At 62.0% G+C, this 16947-nt stretch carries 16 protein-coding genes; 3 read left to right on the forward strand and 13 right to left on the reverse strand.

Annotation, left to right across the window (positions count from 1 at the left end; all coding sequences use genetic code 11):
* Positions 1–11 precede the first annotated feature (11 nt).
* Positions 12–2420 carry a mechanosensitive ion channel domain-containing protein gene (locus PU133_RS12125; protein ID WP_404861913.1) on the reverse strand — a complete coding sequence of 803 codons (2409 nt, stop codon included), beginning with the start codon at positions 2418–2420 and terminating at the stop codon, positions 12–14.
* A 131-nt stretch (positions 2421–2551) separates the two neighbouring features.
* A complete protein-coding gene (locus PU133_RS12130) occupies positions 2552–3478 on the reverse strand; it encodes a LysR family transcriptional regulator (RefSeq protein WP_404861914.1) in 927 nt (308 codons plus the stop codon).
* A 119-nt stretch (positions 3479–3597) separates the two neighbouring features.
* On the opposite strand from PU133_RS12130, the gene PU133_RS12135 reads away from it, so the two are divergent.
* Positions 3598–5097: a CoA-acylating methylmalonate-semialdehyde dehydrogenase gene (locus PU133_RS12135; RefSeq protein ID WP_404861915.1), complete on the forward strand. Its 1500-nt coding sequence runs from the start codon at positions 3598–3600 to the stop codon at positions 5095–5097.
* 48 nt (positions 5098–5145) lie between these two features.
* On the opposite strand, the gene purU is transcribed toward PU133_RS12135, so the two are convergent.
* Positions 5146–5997 carry a formyltetrahydrofolate deformylase gene (gene purU / locus PU133_RS12140; RefSeq protein WP_404864522.1) on the reverse strand — a complete coding sequence of 284 codons (852 nt, stop codon included), beginning with the start codon at positions 5995–5997 and terminating at the stop codon, positions 5146–5148.
* Positions 5998–6254: 257 nt separating this feature from the next.
* Between purU and PU133_RS12145 the strand changes: the two genes are divergently transcribed.
* On the forward strand, positions 6255–6428 hold the full coding sequence (locus PU133_RS12145) for a hypothetical protein (RefSeq protein ID WP_164527888.1): 174 nt from the start codon (positions 6255–6257) through the stop codon (positions 6426–6428).
* A gap of 29 nt (positions 6429–6457) precedes the next feature.
* On the opposite strand, the gene mmsB is transcribed toward PU133_RS12145, so the two are convergent.
* The 8 genes from mmsB to cysG form a co-directional block, all read right to left on the reverse strand.
* Positions 6458–7327 carry a 3-hydroxyisobutyrate dehydrogenase gene (gene mmsB, locus PU133_RS12150; RefSeq protein ID WP_404861916.1) on the reverse strand — a complete coding sequence of 290 codons (870 nt, stop codon included), beginning with the start codon at positions 7325–7327 and terminating at the stop codon, positions 6458–6460.
* A gap of 26 nt (positions 7328–7353) precedes the next feature.
* Positions 7354–8397, reverse strand: coding sequence for an enoyl-CoA hydratase/isomerase family protein (locus PU133_RS12155; RefSeq protein WP_404861917.1), 1044 nt, complete (start codon positions 8395–8397; stop codon positions 7354–7356).
* Complete coding sequence (locus tag PU133_RS12160) at positions 8394–9542, reverse strand: acyl-CoA dehydrogenase family protein (RefSeq protein WP_404861918.1); 1149 nt, start codon at positions 9540–9542, stop codon at positions 8394–8396. Before PU133_RS12160 ends, PU133_RS12155 begins: the two co-directional genes overlap by 4 nt.
* A 93-nt stretch (positions 9543–9635) precedes the next feature.
* Positions 9636–9968 (reverse strand): 2Fe-2S iron-sulfur cluster-binding protein, encoded by a 333-nt coding sequence (locus PU133_RS12165; RefSeq protein ID WP_404861920.1) that lies wholly within the window; start codon positions 9966–9968, stop codon positions 9636–9638.
* Positions 9969–9997: 29 nt separating this feature from the next.
* A complete protein-coding gene (locus PU133_RS12170) occupies positions 9998–10534 on the reverse strand; it encodes a DUF934 domain-containing protein (RefSeq protein ID WP_404861921.1) in 537 nt (178 codons plus the stop codon).
* A gap of 9 nt (positions 10535–10543) precedes the next feature.
* Positions 10544–12214, reverse strand: a complete 1671-nt coding sequence (locus PU133_RS12175) for a nitrite/sulfite reductase (RefSeq protein WP_404861922.1) — start codon at positions 12212–12214, stop codon at positions 10544–10546.
* A 12-nt stretch (positions 12215–12226) separates the two neighbouring features.
* The gene (locus PU133_RS12180; protein ID WP_126010400.1) at positions 12227–12553 is read right to left on the reverse strand and encodes a DUF2849 domain-containing protein; all 327 of its coding nucleotides are present in this window, start codon (positions 12551–12553) and stop codon (positions 12227–12229) included.
* Between the two features lie 22 nt (positions 12554–12575).
* Positions 12576–14003 (reverse strand): siroheme synthase CysG, encoded by a 1428-nt coding sequence (gene cysG, locus PU133_RS12185; protein WP_404861923.1) that lies wholly within the window; start codon positions 14001–14003, stop codon positions 12576–12578.
* A 29-nt stretch (positions 14004–14032) separates the two neighbouring features.
* Between cysG and PU133_RS12190 the strand changes: the two genes are divergently transcribed.
* Positions 14033–14713 (forward strand): DUF4864 domain-containing protein, encoded by a 681-nt coding sequence (locus PU133_RS12190; protein WP_404861924.1) that lies wholly within the window; start codon positions 14033–14035, stop codon positions 14711–14713.
* A gap of 7 nt (positions 14714–14720) precedes the next feature.
* On the opposite strand, the gene tgt is transcribed toward PU133_RS12190, so the two are convergent.
* Positions 14721–15851 (reverse strand): tRNA guanosine(34) transglycosylase Tgt, encoded by a 1131-nt coding sequence (gene tgt, locus PU133_RS12195; RefSeq protein ID WP_404861925.1) that lies wholly within the window; start codon positions 15849–15851, stop codon positions 14721–14723.
* Entirely contained in the window at positions 15844–16944 is a 1101-nt protein-coding gene (gene queA / locus PU133_RS12200) for a tRNA preQ1(34) S-adenosylmethionine ribosyltransferase-isomerase QueA (protein WP_404861926.1), read from the reverse strand. Before queA ends, tgt begins: the two co-directional genes overlap by 8 nt.
* Between the last annotated feature and the right edge of the window lie 3 nt (positions 16945–16947).

Raw genomic sequence — 16947 nt, forward strand, 5'->3', positions numbered from 1 at the left:
CATTCGCACCGTCAAGTTTCCTCGTCATTATCAGGGACGTCGTCGCGGATAACCCGCCGGCGTCGACGTTTCGCGGGCGCGGAGGTGGTTGACGCAGGCAATGCCGCCTCGCTCCCCGGATCGACGATGCGCTCTTCTGCCGGCTGCGCCGCCGCGGCGAGCACTTCCTGCCCTGTCGAGGCTGCTCCATCGACCTGAATGTGCGCCGCCGGCGCCTTGCCGTGCTTGTCGACGCCGAAGAAGAGTGTCTGATGGGGGAACGGGATTTCGATGTCGTGTTTGTCGAAGACGCGCTTGACGGCTGCATTGTAGGCGCGGCCGACACCCCACTGCGTGCCGGGCTTCGTCTTGATGCGGGCACGCACCGTAACGGCGCTGTCGCCCAGCAGCGTCACGCCGAACCATTCCAGATCACCGATGATGTTGGCGGCGATGGCAGGATCTTGCTTGATGAGCGCAAACGCCTCTTCCATCGCCCGGTGTGCATCCTCGACATCCTCGCGGTAGGCGATGCCGATATTGGCAACATGATAGCCGTAGTCACGAACGAAGTTGGTGACCATGTCGACCGAGGAGAACGGGATGATATGGTACCCGGCCTCCAGGTCGCGCAGGCTGACGGAGCGGATCGTCAAGCGTTCCACGGTACCCGTAGTGCCGCCGACCGTGATGACGTCGCCGACGTTGATGGCGTTCTCAAGCTGGATGAAGACGCCGGTGATAATGTCCTGCACCAGCTTCTGCGCGCCGAAACCGATGGCGAGGCCCAGCACACCGGCCGACGCGATCAACGGCGCGATGTTGATGCCGATCTCCGAGAGCGCGAACATCACAGCAATAACGAGGATCGCAATCGTCGCAGCGTTGCGCAGCAGGCTGAGCAGCGTCTGCTCGCGTGTCGTGGCTGGCCGGCCGTAATCGGGGTTGAGGCGATAATCGACCCAGGAGTTTAACGCGAGCCAGGCGGCAAACGCGAAGATCAGGATGAAGAACACGGAGATGATCGCCGCGGTCGTGCGCACGCCGACCTGGCTTTGCATCCATCCCTGAAGATCGAAGAAATTGATCGTGTCGAGGACGAACAGAAGAACCGTGAGGAAGATCAGGCCCCGGATCACGGTCAGGAATTTCGGCACGAAGGCGTTTAGGCGTCGCTCGAGGAGCGGCAGGCGCTGATTGAGGCGCTCCGGCAGGCTGATGCCGCGCGCGATCGCCCGCGCGATCCAGTTCGACACCATGAAGCCGATGATCACTGCGAGAAGGATCTGGCCGCTGGCCGCAAGCACGTTCAGCAGAACACCGGCCGGGCTCGCCAGCACGATCACGAACAGAAATGCAAGGTAGAGCAGAACCGGCCAGTGCCAGCGATGCGCCAGGAACCGCACGTGGCGGCTGCGCGGCTGATCCTCAGGTGTGTCAAGCAGCCAGCGGGATACGCGCAGACGGTTCGACAGGGTCATGCCGATGGCGATGAGCACCGCGATCAGCGCTACCAGCGCGGAAATCGCCTGGCCGGCCGCCAGGGAAACACTCTGGTTGAAGATCGGCAAAAGCAGCAGCTGGCCGTAGCCGAGGATCGAGATGATCCATGTGAAGCCGCGGTTCATACGCTTTGCGGCATCGTCGGACACCGGCAGCAGCCGCAATTGCGGTGCGGATGGGGACAGCACGATGCGCAGGATCACTTTCGCGAGTTCGACGATCAGGAACGCGTTGAGATAGAGCGTCTGACGCAGACCGATCGTCCCCATTTCCCCGAAGAAGGTGAGCGCGATGATGTAGCCAGCCGCCCAGGCGACGATGACGACGAACGCATCCAGCAAGGCCGACACGACGATGAACACGATCCGCTGCAACAACGTCGCAGAGGTCGATTTCATCCCCATGGATCGATAGTAGCCCTTTGCGAAACTGCGCAGCGCGACGAAGATCGCGTAGGTTGCGATGATCACCAGAGCAAGATCGCGCAGCGCCTGCCACAAAACGTCGATCTGATCGGGATCGAGCGCGGAGAACATGCGCGGTGCCGCGGACAATTGATTGGCAAAGGCCGCGGCAGAGCCGGCAGCGCTTTCTGCAAAGAACCGCGTTGTCTCCGCGATTCGCCGCCCGAGCGACGTTTCCGATGTGCCGAACAGGGCTTCGTCGATCGTCTCGACCGGACCGGGTTCGATTTCTCCGGCGACCGCTTCCAGTTCTTCCAGAAGTCGATTTCGGCTCTCGTCGTTGCGCAGCGCTTCGATCAGAAGCAGGAGTTCGGGAGACGCACCCTGGGTCGTTTCCTCAGTCGCGGGCTCGGCATCCTGCGCGGCAACGGGCAACAGACCCGCCGCGCCCAATGTCACGACGAGAAGAAGAACAGAAAGGCAGGTTTTCAGAAATCGGAAGGATTGGAAGACAGTGGTTCTAGGCTCAAACATCGAGACGTCGCTCTTATTCTTGTTGTCCGGCGCTCACCACGGATCACCCCACGCGCAATCCTTGGTTCGACGGTTCATCGCGCTGCCCGAAGCGCTCCACGGGTCAGGTTCTACCAGACGAGGCCATGACATCAACCCGTCGCGGACAGCACATCGCCGTTCGGCACGCCTGGATCGGGCAGAAAAACATCTCTGGCGGCTGCCACCTCCTCCATGACGAAATCGCTGACGGCCTTGACGCGCGCCACGCCGCGCGCGTTCTCATGGTAGACGATCCAGTAGGCTCGCTTGAAGATGTGCCCGCGCAAGACGTGAACAAAATCGGGATCATGCCTGGCGGTGAAATCATGCAGGATGCCGATGCCGGCGCCCGAGCGCACCGCTTCCGCCTGACCGACGGCGCTCGATATCTCGAAAGTCGCCCGCACGTCGCGCGGCAGCTCTTCGGCAAAGTTCAGCACACGCGAAAAGACCAGGTCCTCCACATATCCGATCAGCCGATGCTGTCTCAGCTCCTCGATCGCTTGGGGTATGCCGTGCTCGGTGACGTATCCGCGGGAGGCGTAGAAGCCGAGGGAATAATCGACGAGCTTGCGCGCGACGACCCTGCCCTGGTCGGGTCGCTCGACAGTGATCGCGATATCGGCTTCACGGCGGGACAAGGAGAACACGCGAGGCACTGGCACGAGTTGCACATGCAGTCCCCGATAGCGCGTCAACAGCCGACCGAGGCGCGGGGCCAGGAATGAAATGCCGAAGCCATCCGGCGCTCCGATGCGGACGGTTCCGGACAATGCCGCATCCTGGCCCGAGAAGCCCGCCTGTGCGGTGAGCATGGCGGCCTCCATGCGTTCTGCGGCTTCGACGAAGGCTTCACCCTCGCCCGTGAGTTCACAGCCATTGGTTCGGCGCAGGACCAACCGTGCTCCCAGCGCCTTCTCAAGCGCCGTCAACCGGCGGCTGACGGTGGCGTGATTGATTCCGAGCGTGCGGGCGGCCGACAAGATCTGGCCGCGGCGCGCGACCGCCAGGAATATACGCACGTCGTCCCAGTTCACGGGAAGCCTCCTTCGAATATTGCACAACCGATCCGGTTTCAGCGCTGTTGTTATGCCGAATTTATAGTGCACTAATGCTCGCAGAATTCACCAGTTCAATGGCGATAGTGGAGGAACACATGCGGGAAATCGGTCATTTCATCGGCGGCGAGCACTTCGGCGCATCCGGCGGCCGCAGCGGTCAGGTCTTCAACCCGGCAACGGGCGAAGTCGATGCGACTGTGGCGCTCGCCTCAAAAGAGGATCTCGCAAGCGCGGTCGAGAACGCCAAGAAGGCGCAGCCGGCCTGGGCTGCGACAAACCCACAGCGGCGCGCCCGCGTTCTGATGAAGTTCGTCGACCTGCTCCACCGCGACATGGACAAGCTTGCTGAAATGCTGTCGCGCGAGCATGGCAAGACGATCCCGGATGCCAAGGGCGATATCATCCGCGGGCTGGAAGTGGCCGAATTCTGCATCGGCGCGCCGCATCTTCTGAAGGGCGAGTACACGGAAGGCGCCGGACCGGGCATCGATCTCTATTCGATGCGCCAGCCGCTCGGCGTTGTGGCCGGCATCACACCGTTCAATTTTCCCGCAATGATTCCGATGTGGAAGTTCTGCCCGGCCATCGCAGCAGGCAACGCTTTCATTCTCAAGCCCTCCGAGCGCGATCCGTCTGTTCCGATGATGCTTGCCGAACTCATGCTGGAAGCCGGTCTCCCCGCCGGCATCCTCAACGTCGTCAATGGCGACAAGGAAGCTGTCGACGCGATTCTCGATCATCCGGACATCATGGCGATCGGCTTCGTCGGCTCCACGCCAATCGCCGAATACATCTATAGCCGCGGCTGCTCCAACGGCAAACGCGTCCAGTGCTTCGGCGGCGCCAAGAACCACATGATTATCATGCCCGATGCCGATCTCGACCAGGCGGCGAACGCCCTGATAGGGGCGGGATACGGTGCGGCGGGCGAGCGCTGCATGGCCGTCTCGGTGGCCGTTCCCGTCGGCCAGGAAACGGCAGACCGTCTGATCGAGAAGCTCACGCCGATGGTCGAAGCGCTGAAGATCGGTCCCTACACCGGTGGCGACGATGTCGATTTCGGGCCGCTCGTGACCAAGGAAGCGCGCGACCGCGTGCTCGGCCTCGTCAATTCGGGCGTGGACGCGGGTGCGAAGCTCGTCGTCGATGGCCGCGACTTCAAGCTTCAGGGCTATGAAAACGGCAATTTCATCGGCGGCTGCCTGTTCGACCACGTCACGACGGACATGGACATTTATCGCCAGGAAATCTTCGGTCCCGTGCTCTCGGTCGTCCGCGCCAAGAACTACGAGGACGCGATCCGTCTGCCCATGGAGCATGAATATGGCAACGGCGTTGCGATCTTCACCCGCGACGGCGATGCGGCGCGCGATTTCGTCAGCCGCATCAATGTGGGCATGGTGGGTGTCAACGTCCCGATCCCCGTGCCGCTCGCCTACCACACCTTCGGTGGCTGGAAACGTTCGGGCTTCGGCGATCTCAACCAGCACGGACCGGACGCGTTCCGCTTCTATACGCGCACCAAGACGGTGACGCAGCGCTGGCCCTCGGGCATCAAGGATGGCGCTGAATTCGTCATCCCGACGATGGGCTGACAGACCTCAAGAAGAACGCCGGGCAGCTCGTCCGGCGTTCTTTTCTCTTCAACCGAAGACGACCGTCTTGTGCCCGTTCAGCATGACACGGCTTTCCAGATGCATCTTGACCGCGCGGGCGAGCACGCGGCTTTCGATATCTCGCCCTGTCGCCACGAAATCATCGGCGCTCATCGCATGGGTGACGCGCTCGGTTTCCTGCTCGATGATCGGGCCTTCATCCAGATCCGGTGTCACATAATGCGCCGTCGCGCCGATCAGCTTCACGCCGCGCTCATGCGCCTGGTGATAGGGCTTGGCACCCTTGAAGGACGGCAGGAAAGAGTGGTGAATGTTGATCACCTTGCCGAACAACCGCTTTGAGAGATTGTCCGACAGCACCTGCATGTAGCGGGCAAGCACGACGAGGTCGGCGCCCGATTCCTTCACCAGCGCAATCAGCTTCTCTTCCTGCTCGGTCTTGTTCTCTTTATTCACCGGCCAGTGGTGATAGGGGATGTTTTCGAGCTCCGCGGTGCGGCGTGAGGTTTCGTGATTCGAAACGACGGCAACCACTTCCGCATCCAGCCAACCGACGCGGATCTGGTAGAGCAGATGCAAAAGCGCATGGTCGAATTTCGAGACCATCACCATCATCTTCGGTCGGCGCGCCTGGTCGCTGATCGTGGTCTTCATATCGAAGCGATCGACAGCCGGCTTTAGAGCGCGCTCGATCTCGTCCTTCGTCATGGCATCCGGCGCATGGAAGGCAATGCGCATGAAGAACCTGCCGGTCACGCGATCCCAAAACTGAGCGCTTTCCGCGATGTTCGAGCCGCTCGCCGCGAGTTCCGTCGTCACGGCCGCCACGATGCCGGGGCGATCGGTGCAGGAAAGGGTCAGGACGTAAGGATGGGTCATCGCGATCTCGTATGTTGTCGGGCTCGTTGCCAAGAAATTGTGCTTGTTCATGGCCTTTAGCCGAGCACAAGCCAGCTGCACTGCTTCACATGGACACGCCATGTCTGATTCACGACATCGCGCGCCTTCTCCCTCGGTTGTCTAGCTCAAGAATTCACAGGTTCAACTGACCTGTGGATGATGAGACTCTCGACACAGTTCGGACTCGATTGATTCCTACCCCCGGGACCACTCGAAATGGATGAGGATGATCAGGAATGCGCAGCAAGCCGATTGGCCACAAACCACGCGTCACGGATGACAAGACCCTGCAGGCCATTGTCCAGCGCCTGAGACAGGACGGGTGCGAACCCGACGAAATTCACCGGCTCGTCGTGCGTGAGGCCGTCGTCGACTTGGACGCCCTGAATGCGGTGCTGCGCGCGGCCTGATCGCCGCAGCCTGATTTCAATCTCGCCGATCAACGGCGAGATTGGCTCGCCAGCGCTTCGATCATCGCAGAAAAGTCCCGGCCCTTGCCGCCTCCAGCAACGAAGGCCTCATACAGCTCCGTTGCCCGTTCGCCCATGGGCGTTGCCGCATCGACGCCCTCTGCCGCCGCCTGGGACAATTTCAGATCCTTCAGCATGAGTTCTGCCGCAAAGCCGGGTCGGTAGTCGTTATCGGCAGGACTTTGCGGGCCTATGCCCGGTGCCGGGCAATAGGTGTTCATCGACCAGCAGGAGCCGGACGAGGTGGACACCACGTCAAACACGCTCTGGCGCGACAGGCCGAGCTTGTCCGCCAAAACAAAGGCCTCGCACACGCCGATCATCGAAATGCCGAGGATCATGTTGTTGCAGATCTTCGCGGCCTGGCCGGCCCCGGCTGCACCGCAATGCACCGCCTTCTTGCCCATGATCTCGAAGAGCGGCTGTGCCACGGCAAACGCCTCGTCCGTTCCGCCTGCCATGAAGGTGAGCGTGCCCGCAGCTGCACCGCCCACACCGCCTGAGACGGGCGCGTCGACGCTGAGGAGCCCGGCAGCCTCGGCGGCGGCGTGAGCTGCCCGCGCGCTCTCCACATCCACCGTCGAGCAGTCGATGAGACACGCCCCCTTGCGGGCAGCCGGAACGATTTCGCCGTAGACGGACTGAAGGATGCTGCCGCTCGGCAGCATCGTGATTACCACGTCCTGGTCACGCGCAGCCTCCGCAGCGGAGGTGGCTGACCGCACGCCATCGATCTGAACGCCGGCCACGTCGAAGCCGGTGACTTCGTGGCCAGCCTTGACCAGATTGGTGGCCATCGGCGCACCCATGTTGCCAAGTCCGATAAAACCGACGCGCATCGTCAACCCTCCCTCATCTTCTGCAGTCAAATTACCATTTCTTCGTTGCCGAGCGGCGCCAACATCGCGGCAGCGTCGCCGGCCGCTTCCTCAAGGCTCGCATGGCGCCATTGCGGATTGCGATCCTTGTCGATCAGTTGGGCGCGCACGCCTTCGAGAAAGTCTCCCTGCTCCATGCAGCGCCACACGAACCGGTATTCGTGGCGCAGAGCATCACCGACGTCTGAAAAGCCGGCGGCGGCTGCAAGGATACGGGTCGTGCACTGGACCGATAGTGGGCTTGCCCGCCTGATCGCCTTCGCAGCGTCCTGCTGCCAGTTTCCGTCCGCCGATGCTGCGTCGAGGCGCTGCAGATGCACGACTGGATCGGTGCCCTCGAATGCTTCGTCAACCTCATGCGCTATGGAGCGCAGATTGCCGGCATCCGGATCAGCGCAATGGTCACCGATCACGGATATGTCGCCATTCTCACAAAGCGCAGCAACCAGATCTGCAATGCGGTCGTGCGGGACAAGATGATCTGCAAAGCCCGTGTAGATCGCGCCATCGGCTTTTAGACGCATGCCGGTGAGCCCGAGATAGAAGCCCATCCGGCCGGGCGCATGGCCGAGAATGAAAGACCCGCCGACATCCGGGACGAGCCCGATGCCACATTCGGGCATGGCAAGCATCGTGCGCTCGGTGACGATCCGATGCGAGCCATGGGCGCCGATACCGACGCCACCGCCGAGCGTGATGCCATCCATCAACGCGACATATGGCTTCGAGTAATGGGCGATGAGCGCATTGAGGCGATATTCGTCGCTCCAGAAGCGTCGGCCGTGCTCGAAGTCCCCGGCCATGCCGGATCGATACAGATCCTGGATGTCGCCACCGGCGCAAAAGGCCTTGTCGCCGGCGGCGTCGACGATCACCAGCGCCACATCCGGGTCTTCTCGCCAGATCAGCAGCGCATGTTCGATGGCGAGCGCCATGGCGTGGGTCAGCGCATTGAGAGCATGCGGGCGATTGAGCGTAATGCGCCCTGCCCGCCCCTGCTTGCGGACGATGACTTCAGGCGCTTCGCTCAATGTCCGCGTTCCTTCAAGAGCGCGCGAGCGGTGATGAGGCGCATGATCTCATTGGTGCCTTCCAGAATCTGATGGACCCGGAGATCGCGGACTATCTTCTCGATTCCATAGTCGGCTAAATAGCCATAGCCTCCATGCAGCTGCAGCGCCTGGTTGGCGACCTCGAATGCCGTGTCCGTCACGAATCGCTTGGCCATTGCACAGAATTTCGTTGCGTCCGGCGCACCCTGATCCAGTTTCCATGCGGCCTGGCGCAAGAAGATTCGCGCGGCCTGCAACTCAGTTTCCATATCCGCCAGACGAAACTGCAAACCCTGGAATTGATCCAGCGTCTGGCCAAAAGCCTTGCGTTCGCCGGTATAGGCCAGCGCCTTGTCGAGCGCCGTCTGGGCCGCTCCCAAGGCACAGGCAGCGATGTTCAGCCGCCCGCCGTCCAGACCGGCCATCGCATACTTGAAGCCTTCGCCTTCTTTGCCGATGAGATTGTGAGCCGGAACCTCACAATCATCGAACCGCACTTCGCTCGTTGGCTGTGCTCGCCATCCCATCTTCTTTTCCAGAGCGCCGAAGGAAAGCCCAGGCGTTCCATCTTCCACGATGACAGCGGAAATGCCGAAAGGTCCGATTTGGCCGGTGCGTGCCATGACGATATAGAGATCGGAATAGGAGCCGCCCGAGATGAAAGACTTGGTACCGTTGAGGCGCAGTGTGTCAGCCATGCGCTCGGCCCGCGTAGCGAGTGCGGCGGCATCGGATCCGGAGTTCGGTTCCGTCAGGCAATAAGAGGCGATCACGTCCATGCGGGCGAGCGGCGCCAGCCAACGCTCCCGCGTCGCCTCGTCACCGAATCGATCGATCATCCAGGCGCACATGTTGTGGATGGACAGAAAGGCGGCGACGGACGGACAGGCCATCGACAGCGCCTCGAATATCAGCGCAGCGTCAAGCCGCGTGAGGCCGGAGCCACCATTCTCTTCACGGACGTAGATCGCCGCAAGCCCAAGGGCAGCGGCGTCCTTCAGCACATCCTTCGGGATGGTGCCCGCCTCTTCCCAGGCGGAGGCATGGGGCGCGATCCGCTCGGAGCCGAAATCGCGCGCCATTTCGAATATCGCGAGCTGTTCCTCGCTCAGCGCAAAATCCATCGCATGACCCTCCCGATCGTTGCCGGAAGGTTGCACTATCGCGATGGAATGACAATTGCCAGCAGTGGCTAGGAGCGACCGCCGCGCACCAGATCAGGCTGCCGCCTTTTCCTTCTCGGTGCCAGGCGCAAGCGTAACTGCGAGCCCGTCGAGAGCTTCGCTCATGATGATCTGACAGGACAGGCGCGAATTGTTTTCCACCATGAATGCGGCGTCGAGCATGTCGACTTCCTCGTCTTCCTGCGGGTGGAGACGATCGAGCCATTCGTCGGCGACATAGACGTGGCAGGTCGCACAGGCGCAGGCGCCGCCGCACTCGGCGTTGATGTTCAAGCCCCAGTCGCGGATGATTTCCATCACCCGGAAGCCTTCGAGAGCCTCGAGACGGTGCTGGACGCCGTCCTGATCGGTGACATTGATGTGCATCGGATCGCCTTTACGGAACGGAACGGGAATCAGGCGGAGCGACGCCGCCAGCTGTAGCCTTGTCCGGCCTGCGCATCCTTCGCAGTCGGTTGATAGTGGAGAGATATACCGCCGGGACGGCCTTCCTCAAGACGCTTCAGGGTCGTAGCGCTCTTGACCGAAAAGCTGTCGAAGCCGACGCGACGCATGAGCGGTATCTGATCGATGAGCACGTCGCCCACGGCGCGGATCTCGCCGCCATAGCCCAATTGCTCGCGCAGCATCGCGGCATGCGAGAAGCCGCGGCCATCGGAGAACTTTGGAAAATCGATCGCGACCAGAGCGATCTGGCCGAGCATGTCGGCGATCGTCTCCGGCTCGTCATCGGGTGAAATCAACACGCCGATGCGGCGCGTGTTGCGGCCGGGTTCCAAGCCAACGCCGTGGCGCTGCTCGTCGGAGAGCGCAACGAATGCCTCCAGAGGAACGATCACGTCGCCCTCCGGCAACTCGTCCTGAAACTCGACGATCTGCCAGGGATCGTTGGCGACGAAGCCCTGCTCCGTCCAGACTTTTGATTCGGTCATCACCTGTCCTCACGCCGCCTTGGCCGGCTCGCCATAGAGCGCTGTCTTGAAGGGCTGCGCGCCGACGCGGCGGTACGCCTGGATGAAGGTCTCCTCCGGCGAGGTGCGCAGGCCGAGATAGGTGTCGACGACCGTCTCGATCGCATCGGTGATCTTTTCTGGCTCGAAGCCGCGACCGACGATCTCACCGATCGACGTCTCGTTGTCTGCCGAGCCGCCAAGCGTGATCTGGTAGAGCTCCGCGCCCTTTTTCTCAACGCCGAGAATACCGATGTGGCCCACATGGTGGTGGCCGCAGGCGTTGATGCAGCCAGAAATCTTGATCTTCAGCTCGCCGATTTCCAGCTGCCGCTCGGCACTGCCGAAACGGTTGGAGATTTCTTGGGCAACCGGGATCGAGCGGGCGTTTGCCAACGCGCAATAGTCGAGGCCCGGGCACGCAATGATGTCGGTGATCAGGTTGTTGTTGGCGGTTGCAAGCTCCGCACCGGCCAGCTGGTCGTAGACAGCCTTCAGGTCGGCAAGGGCAACGTGAGGCAGAACGAGGTTCTGCTCGTGTGTCACGCGGATCTCATCCTGGCTGTAGGCTTCGGCGATATCGGCGATCAGGTCCATCTGCACGTCGGACGCATCGCCAGGAATGCCACCGATCGGCTTCAGCGAAATGGTCACGACGCCGTAATCCGGGTTCTTGTGGGCCGTCACGTTCTGCTGCACCCAGGCGGCAAACTGTGCGTCACGCTTCTTCTCGGCTGCCAGCAGAGCCCACCCTTCGGAACGCTCCGGCAGATCGGGCATGGCAAAGTAGCTTGTGATCGCCGCGATATCGGCATCCGGCAAGGCAAGCTCGCCAGCGCGCAACTTTTCCCACTCCGCTTCGATCTGCGCCGTCAGTTCCTCGGTCCCGGTCTCGTGGACGAGGATCTTGATGCGCGCCTTGTACTTGTTGTCGCGGCGACCGAAGAGGTTGTAAACGCGCAAGATCGCCGTCGTGTAGGACAGCAATTCGCTCTCCGGCAGGAATTCGCGGATCAGCTTCGCAACCATGGGCGTACGGCCCTGACCGCCGCCGATATAGACCGCAAAACCGAGCTCGCCTGCATCGTTCTTCTTCAGGTGCAGGCCGATATCGTGTGTCTGGATCGCAGCGCGATCGCGCTCGGCGCCCGTGACCGCGATCTTGAACTTGCGCGGCAGGAACGAAAATTCCGGATGGACCGACGACCACTGCCGTAGAATCTCTGCGTAGGGCCGCGGATCGGCGACCTCGTCGGCGGCGACGCCGGCGAAGTGATCGGCCGTGACATTGCGGATGCAGTTGCCCGAGGTCTGGATGGCGTGCATCTCAACTTCGGCCAGCTCTTCCAGAATCTTGGGCGTGTCGACCAATTTCGGCCAGTTGTACTGGATGTTCTGGCGCGTGGTGAAATGGCCGTAACCACGGTCGTACACGCGCGCGATATGGGCGAGCCTGCGCATCTGCGTCGACGAGAGGGTTCCGTAAGGAACCGCCACGCGCAGCATGTAGGCATGCAGCTGCAGATAGACGCCGTTCATCAGCCGCAGCGGCTTGAATTGATCCTCGGTGATCTCGCCGGAGACGCGACGGTCGACCTGGTCGCGATACTGCTCGACCCGCTCGCGCACGAAGGCGTGGTCGAATTCATCGTAACGGTACATGCGAAGCGTCCTTCAGGCTGCGATTGCAGCGGCATCATCTGCAAGCGTTTCGGCCTGCTTGCCAAGATCGAGGCGTACGGTCGGGCCTGTCGCGCGAATGCGCTCACGCAAGCGAAGCGGATAAAGGTGTCCGTCACGCTCCTCGACATCGACCAGCGTCACATCGACGACCTGGATGTCGAATGCCGCCACTTTCTCGGCATCCTGAAGGCCCGTCAGCGCTGCCTCGTGGCGCGCGACGAAAGCCTCGTCGATCGTTTCCTGCCAGGAACCATCGGCACCGAGCCAGACGGCGATGCCGTCGCTGAGCCGATTGGCGGTGAGAACCTTGAGAGCCATGCGTGAACTCCTTTTCTTATCTTTAAGCCGCTTCGCTGGCCGCCATGAGCGGCTCCAGCAGCGTTGAATTTGCAAAATTGGCGCCGGCAACAGCGTCGCCGATGATGACCATGACAGGACCGGTCAGATCGCTGCGATCCTGGATCGCCGGGAGATCGGCCAGGACGCCGTGGAAGAGCCGCCGATCCGAGCGGCTGGCATTCTCGATCACGGCGACCGTCGTATCGGGCGACATGCCGGCTGCGACCAGGCGGCGCGCCACGTCGGCGGCCACGGTCCGGCCCATATAGACGGCAATCGTCGCACCCGAGCATGCCAGGCTCGCCCAGTCGGGCAGCGTCTCACCCTGAAGATCATGGCCGGTCGTGAAAACCATTGAGGATGCGACGCCGCGCAGCGTCAGCGGAAGTTCAAAGTCTGCCGCTGCAGCGAATGCGGATGTGATGCCCGGAACGATTTCATAACCGATCCCGGCATCACGCAATGCGGCCATTTCCTCAGCAGCGCGCCCGTAGACCAGCGGATCGCCGGATTTCAGCCGAACCACGCGCTTGCCGGTGGAAGCGAGTTCGACCAGAAGCGCATTGATCTCGTTCTGCGACTTGGAATGGCAGCCCTTGCGCTTGCCCACGGAAAACCGGTCGGCATCGCGACGGCCCATGTCCACGATCTCCTGGGGAACAAGCGCGTCGTAGACGATGACATCGGCTTCCATCAACACGCGCTGGGCGCGCAGCGTCAGGAGATCGACCGCACCAGGACCAGCGCCAACCAGCCAGACATGGCCTTCGACATCCTCGCGCTGGCGCAGCATGCGTGTCGCCTCGCGCCGTGCCTGGGAGAGATCGCCGCGAGCGACTCGGTCGGCAACGCCGCCTTCGAAGAACCGGCGCCAAAAAATGCGTCGGGCGACGCCGCGAGGCATCAGCCGGTCGACCGCGATACGGTAGCTCGCTGCAAGACGTGCCAGAGACCCCAGAGACGGTGACAGCATCTGATCGATGCGCGAGCGGATCATCTGGCCGAGAACCGGCCCAGCCCCTTCGGTGCCGATCGCCACAGCCACCGGCGCGCGGTTGACCAGAGCCGGCGTGTAGAAGTCGCATTCTTCCGGCTGATCGACGGCGTTTGCCGGGATGCGCAGCGCGCGCGCTTCCGCAACGATCCGCCGATCCTCGGCAGCATCGCCCGTCGCGGCGAAGACGAGAACCGCGTTCTCGATCGCGTCGCGCGAAAAGCCGGCGGGGATGTGGAAGATGGCGTTTTCGCGGATGAAACGCGCGAAATCATCTTCCGGAGCGTCTGCGTAAACGCGGATGTCGGCGCGGGTGTTCAGCACCAGCCGCGTCTTGGCGAAAGCTTCGGCGCCGTTTCCGAAGATCGCGACAACGCGGTCATCGACCTTGAAAAAGGCCGGAAAGACGCTGAGCTGTTGTTCGCGGTCGGCCACGATGCACTCCTGTTGATCTAGCGTGCATTGTGCCGGAGCGCGGCGCCTCAATGAAGAAACAGGAATGCGTTCGCAAAAGTCTTGCCGGATGCGCTTTTCATCTCCGTCGGGAAAAGCGAACGATTTCTTCCCGAACCGCACACGCCGCAAAACCACCGGGAAATCAAAGAGGTTTCGGAGAGCCGCTGCACGTTGGCCATACGGTGCGCTCGAATATGTCTGCCGGGCACTTCCCCCGCGCTGAGACTCGCCTATCCTTCCATCATCAGCCCATGCTGGAGGTCACCATGCGCATCAAGACTGCATTTATTGGCCTGCTGCTTGCCGCCTTGCCTTTCGCTCCTCTTCCGGCTTTGGCGGACGATGTCGAGGAGGCTCAAGCGGTCATCGAAAGCCAGATTACGGCATTCCTCGACGACGACGCCGATGCCGCCTATTTCCACGCTGCGCCCGAGATCCAGACGATGTTTGTCGACAAGGATCGCTTCTTCCAGATGGTCCAGAGCAGCTATGCGCCGGTTTATCGACCCAACAATTTCGCCTTTGGCCGCTCACGTCCGCTCGCAGGCGATCGCATCGCGCAGGAGGTGCTGATTGCCGGGCCCGACGGGGATGACTGGACGGCGCTTTACATCCTCAAGAAGCAGGAGGATGGCGTCTTCAAAATCAACGGCGTGCAGATGGTGAAGTCCGCCGCGCCGCAGACCTGACGCTTGATCAGCGCGGCGCGATATCTCCGCGCGCCCATTCGTCCTGCGTCTCGGCCATGAAGTCCGCGAAACGGCCCTCGGCGATCGCCTGGCGAATTCCGCGCATCAGGTCCTGGTAATAAGCAAGGTTGTTCCAGGTAAGCAGCATGCCGCCCAGTGCTTCGTTGGCGCGCACGAGATGGTGCAGATAGGCCCGCGAGTAGTCTCGGCTCGCCGGGCATGCCGACTCCTCGTCCAGCGGCCGCGTGTCTTCCGCATGGCGGGCGTTGCGCAGATTGATCCGGCCCCTTCTGGTGAACGCCAAGCCATGACGGCCGGCGCGCGTCGGCATCACGCAGTCGAACATGTCGATGCCGCGGGCGACCGACTTGATGATGTCGTCGGGCGTGCCGACACCCATGAGATAGCGCGGCTTCTCGCTGGGCAAAACGGGGCACGTCGTCTCCAGCATGGCCAGCATCACGTCTTGCGGTTCACCCACAGCAAGACCGCCGACGGCATAACCCTTGAGGTCGAGCGCCTTCAGCGCCTCCGCCGATTTGACGCGCAGATCAGGCTGGTCGCCACCCTGCACGATGCCGAACATCGCCTTGCCGGGTTGATCGCCGAATGCCGTCTTGCAGCGCTCCGCCCAACGCACGGACATTTCCATAGCACGCTCGACCTCGGAACGCTTGGCAGGAAGAGCCACACATTCGTCGAGCTGCATCTGGATGTCCGATCCGAGCAGACCCTGGATTTCGATCGATCGCTCCGGGCTCATGTGGTGGCGGCTGCCATCGACATGCGATTGGAACGTGACACCCTGTTCATCCAGCTTGCGCAGGCCGGAGAGCGACATCACCTGGAACCCGCCCGAATCCGTCAGGATCGGGTGCGGCCAACGGATCAGGTCGTGCATGCCGCCAAGCCTTGCGACACGCTCGGCACCCGGCCGCAGCATCAAATGGTAGGTGTTGCCAAGAATGATGTCTGCGCCAAGGTCGCGCACTTGGTCGAGATACATCGCCTTGACGGTGCCGGCGGTGCCGACCGGCATGAAGGCGGGCGTGCGGACCGTGCCGCGCGGCATCGATATCGCGCCTGTGCGCGCCGCCCCATCGGTCGCAGCGATATCGAAGCGGAAGACGTCACTCATGGTCGGCTTTCTTGAGCAGTGAGGAATCGCCGTAGGAATAGAAACGGTACTCGTTGGCGATGGCATGCGCGTAAGCCGCTTGCATCGTATCCAGCCCGGCAAAGGCAGATACCAGCATGAAGAGCGTCGAGCGCGGCAGGTGGAAATTCGTCATCAGCATGTCGACGGCACGGAAGCGATAGCCGGGCGTGATGAAGATGTCGGTCGCACCCGACCAAGGCTGGATTTTTCCATCTTCGCTGGCGGCACTTTCCAGAAGCCGCAGCGAGGTCGTGCCCACCGAAACGACCCGCCCGCCGCGGGCGCGCACCGCGTTCAAGGCATCGGCGGTCGCCACGGATACATGACCGATTTCAGAGTGCATGCGATGATCTTCGGTCGTTTCAGCTTTTACGGGAAGAAATGTCCCGGCCCCGACATGCAAGGTCACGAAGTGACGTTCAATCCCGCGGCTTTCCAAGGCGCTCAACAAGGCATCGGTGAAATGCAGACCGGCGGTCGGCGCAGCGACGGCTCCGTCTTCACGCGCATAGATTGTCTGATAATCGGCGCGGTCCTGCGCATCTTCGGGACGTTTGGAGGCGATATAGGGCGGCAGAGGCACGTGGCCGACGGACATGATCGCTTCGTCGAGCGCCGGCCCGTCGAGATCGAAAGCGAGCAAGACTTCGCCGCCCTCGCCCTTCTCGATCACGGTCCCATCGAGGCGGCCGACAAGGCAAGTTTCGGTGGAGCCGCCGAATTCGATCCGGTCGCCCTGCTTCACGCGCTTTCCGGGTTTCAGGAATGCCCACCACTGGTTGGATGCGGCGCGCATGTGCAAGGTCGCTGAGACGCCGACGGTGACATCGGCGCCTTCCGGACCCGGTCGACGACGCAGACCCTCAAATTGCGCGGGGATGACCTTGGTGTCGTTGAAGACGAGCGCATCGCCCGGCTCGAGCAACAATGGAAGATCGCTGACGATATGGTCGCTCAGCGGTGCCTGAGCATGCGGATCGACTCCCAGAAGCCTAGCACTGTCGCGTGGCACGGCAGGTCTGAGCGCGATCCGCTCATCGGGCAGATCGAAATCGAAGAGATCGACGCGCATGGA

Origin of the sequence: Georhizobium sp. MAB10, from assembly GCF_045012825.1 — a bacterium.
In the GTDB taxonomy this organism is placed as follows: domain Bacteria; phylum Pseudomonadota; class Alphaproteobacteria; order Rhizobiales; family Rhizobiaceae; genus Georhizobium; species Georhizobium profundi.

What these genes read in the sequence shown, in the direction of transcription:
- PU133_RS12125 (WP_404861913.1), bottom strand. Translation starts at nt 2,420, where the DNA reads ATGTTTGAGCCTAGAACCACTGTCTTCCAATCCTTCCGATTTCTGAAA.
- PU133_RS12135 (WP_404861915.1), top strand. Translation starts at nt 3,598, where the DNA reads ATGCGGGAAATCGGTCATTTCATCGGCGGCGAGCACTTCGGCGCATCC.
- purU (WP_404864522.1), bottom strand. Translation starts at nt 5,997, where the DNA reads ATGACCCATCCTTACGTCCTGACCCTTTCCTGCACCGATCGCCCCGGC.
- PU133_RS12145 (WP_164527888.1), top strand. Translation starts at nt 6,255, where the DNA reads ATGCGCAGCAAGCCGATTGGCCACAAACCACGCGTCACGGATGACAAG.
- mmsB (WP_404861916.1), bottom strand. Translation starts at nt 7,327, where the DNA reads ATGCGCGTCGGTTTTATCGGACTTGGCAACATGGGTGCGCCGATGGCC.
- PU133_RS12160 (WP_404861918.1), bottom strand. Translation starts at nt 9,542, where the DNA reads ATGGATTTTGCGCTGAGCGAGGAACAGCTCGCGATATTCGAAATGGCG.
- PU133_RS12165 (WP_404861920.1), bottom strand. Translation starts at nt 9,968, where the DNA reads ATGCACATCAATGTCACCGATCAGGACGGCGTCCAGCACCGTCTCGAG.
- PU133_RS12170 (WP_404861921.1), bottom strand. Translation starts at nt 10,534, where the DNA reads ATGACCGAATCAAAAGTCTGGACGGAGCAGGGCTTCGTCGCCAACGAT.
- PU133_RS12175 (WP_404861922.1), bottom strand. Translation starts at nt 12,214, where the DNA reads ATGTACCGTTACGATGAATTCGACCACGCCTTCGTGCGCGAGCGGGTC.
- PU133_RS12180 (WP_126010400.1), bottom strand. Translation starts at nt 12,553, where the DNA reads ATGGCTCTCAAGGTTCTCACCGCCAATCGGCTCAGCGACGGCATCGCC.
- tgt (WP_404861925.1), bottom strand. Translation starts at nt 15,851, where the DNA reads ATGAGTGACGTCTTCCGCTTCGATATCGCTGCGACCGATGGGGCGGCG.
- queA (WP_404861926.1), bottom strand. Translation starts at nt 16,944, where the DNA reads ATGCGCGTCGATCTCTTCGATTTCGATCTGCCCGATGAGCGGATCGCG.